This is a genomic window from bacterium, assembly GCA_020440705.1.
Classification (GTDB): Bacteria; Krumholzibacteriota; Krumholzibacteriia; order LZORAL124-64-63; family LZORAL124-64-63; genus JAGRNP01.
This window is the reverse complement of sequence record JAGRNP010000234.1, coordinates 1-2,357: the sequence shown is the minus strand read 5'-3', so window position 1 is coordinate 2,357 and position 2,357 is coordinate 1. Positions and strand designations below refer to the sequence as shown.

Below are 2,357 nucleotides of genomic sequence, written 5' to 3'. Positions count from 1 at the left end.
GGCCGGCCGCGCCCTCGACCGCGGCGGTCATGAGCCGGGTCGAGGTCGACGACGCCGTGGGCTACCGCGACCTCGGCGACCTGCTCGGCGGCGTGGCCGGCTTCCAGACGGCGCGCCTCGGCGGCTGGGGCGCCACCGCCGTGCCCTCGCTGCGCGGCTCGGCCCCCGCCCAGATCCGCTTCTTCCTCGACGGCATGCCCCTGCCCGATGCCCAGACCGGCCTGGCCGGCTTCGGCCGCCTGCCCCTGGATCGCCTTGCCGCCGTCGAGGTGCACCGCGGCACCGTGCCGGCCGGCCTCGGCGGCGTGGGGGGCGCCGGCGCCGTCAACTTCATCACCCGCGACGGCGACGAGGGCTGGGATGCCGAGGCGCTGGCGGGTTCGTTCGGCGAGCGCTCGGCGCGGGCCTCGTGGGCCGGCCGCGGCGGCGACGGGGCGCGCACCGCCCAGATCCTCGTGCACGGTCACCGTGCCGACAACGACTTCAGCTACGTCGACCACAACCAGACCTTCCACCGCAGCGACGACGATACCGTGCGGGTGCGCGAGAACGCCTGGCTCGAGGAGTGGGGGGCGTGGGGCAACGGCCGCTGGCACGGGGACGACTTCGACGTGCGCGTGGCCGCGGGCTTCACCCGGCGCGACGGGGGACGCCCCGGTCCCATCGGCCTGCCCAGTCCCCACGCGTCCGTGCGCTACGACCGGCTCGACGGCCAGGTGCACGTGTCCTGGCGCGACGGCCTCGTGCGGCTGGACGGCGCGGCGGGGCGCGGCAACGAATTCCTCTTCGACCCGCAACGGGAGGTGGGCCTGACGCCCGCCGGCACGAGCCACGCCCGCGACGCCGACCTCGCCGGCCGCCTCGCCTGGGCGCCGACCCTCGTGCGCGACCGGCTCGACCTGACGATGGGCGCCGACTGGCGCGGCCAGGAACGGACGGGGACCACCGCCGGGCGCGAGGATCCCGAGCGGCGCCGCCGGGCCGTCGGGGCCTTCGCCGTGCTCGATGTCCACGCCGCCCGGGGGCGCGTGACGCTCTCGCCGGCCTGGCGCTGGCAGCACACCCACGACACCTTCCCCCTGAATCCGCCCGTGCCCTGGCAGCCCGACTTCCTGGAGACGGTGCGCGACGACGTCTCTCCCTCCGTGGGCGCGGTGTGGGAGGTGCGTCCGGCGACGTTCTTCGTCGAGGCCCACGCCGCGCGCACCGTGCGGCAGCCGTCGTGGGTCGAGCTCTTCGGTCACCGGGGCGGGGTCGACGGCAATCCCGGGCTGCGTGCGGAGCGCCTGCGCAGCGCCGACCTGGCGTTCAGCCTGCGGCGCGGGGGCTTCACCGGCCGCGTGGCCGCGTACATCGCCGAGACCGAGGACAAGATCGTCTTCGTGGCCAACGGTCCCCGCTCGACGAAGGCCGAGAACGCCGACCGCACCCTGGCGCGGGGCCTCGAGACCGAGGTGGGGGTGGCCCTGCCCGCGGACCTGCGCCTGGACGCGAACCTCACGATGCAGCGCGTCACCGAGGAGGACTCGCCGACCTACGACGGCAAGCGCGTGCCGTTCCTGCCCGACGTCGAGGCCCATGCCCGGCTCTCCGGGCGCTTCGGCGCCTGGCGCCCCTGGGCCGGCCTGGCCCACCTCGGCGACAACTACCGCGACCGCTACAACACCGAGGCCGGCCGCGCGCCGGCCCGCACCCTCGTGAACCTCGGCTGCGCCCGCGACTGGCGACCGGACCTGCTCGGTCCGGCCGGCCTGGTCACGGTGCAGGCCGAGGTCATCAACCTGACCGACGACGCGGTCTACGACGTCGATGGCTACCCCCTTCCCGGACGCACCTGGCGGCTCTCCGCCCGGTTGAGGTACTGACATGAAGACCACCCGCCTGCTGCCCATCCTCGTCCTCCTGGCCGCCGCCTCGGCCGCCACCGCCCAGTCGGCCTGGGTGCTGACGACCGACTACTCCACCTTCGGGCGCCTGCGCGGCTTCGCGCCCGACGCCCCGTGGTCCGTTGGCGCCGACCTCGCGACGGTGCCGGGCGACGCCGTGGCCCGCCACCACGACGGCCGCCTCTACGTGGTGGGGCGTGCGGGCGCGAACGTGCTGCAGGTGTACGGCGAGAGCGGGGCCCTCGAGCGCGAGTTCAGCCTCGGCGCGGGCCGCAACCCCCAGGACATCGCCTTCGACACGGCGGGCGACGCCTACGTGAGCTGCTACGACACCGCCGAGCTGCTGAAGGTCGACGTGGCGACCGAAGCGGTCACCGCCGTCTACTCGACCGCGCCGTGGGCCGACGCCGACGGCCTGCCCGAGACGGCCTGGATGACCGCCGTCGGCGACATGCTCTACATCGCCGCCCA

2 protein-coding genes are annotated in these 2,357 nt (G+C 75.4%); both read left to right on the top strand.

Annotated elements, in window-relative coordinates; translation table 11 throughout:
- Positions 1-1,865 (top strand): TonB-dependent receptor (locus tag KDM41_17960; GenBank protein MCB1185308.1); only part of this gene is annotated, 1,865 nt, incomplete at its 5' end.
- 1 nt (position 1,866) lies between these two features.
- The coding region (locus KDM41_17955) for a hypothetical protein (protein MCB1185307.1) at positions 1,867-2,357 on the top strand (491 nt) is incomplete at its 3' end.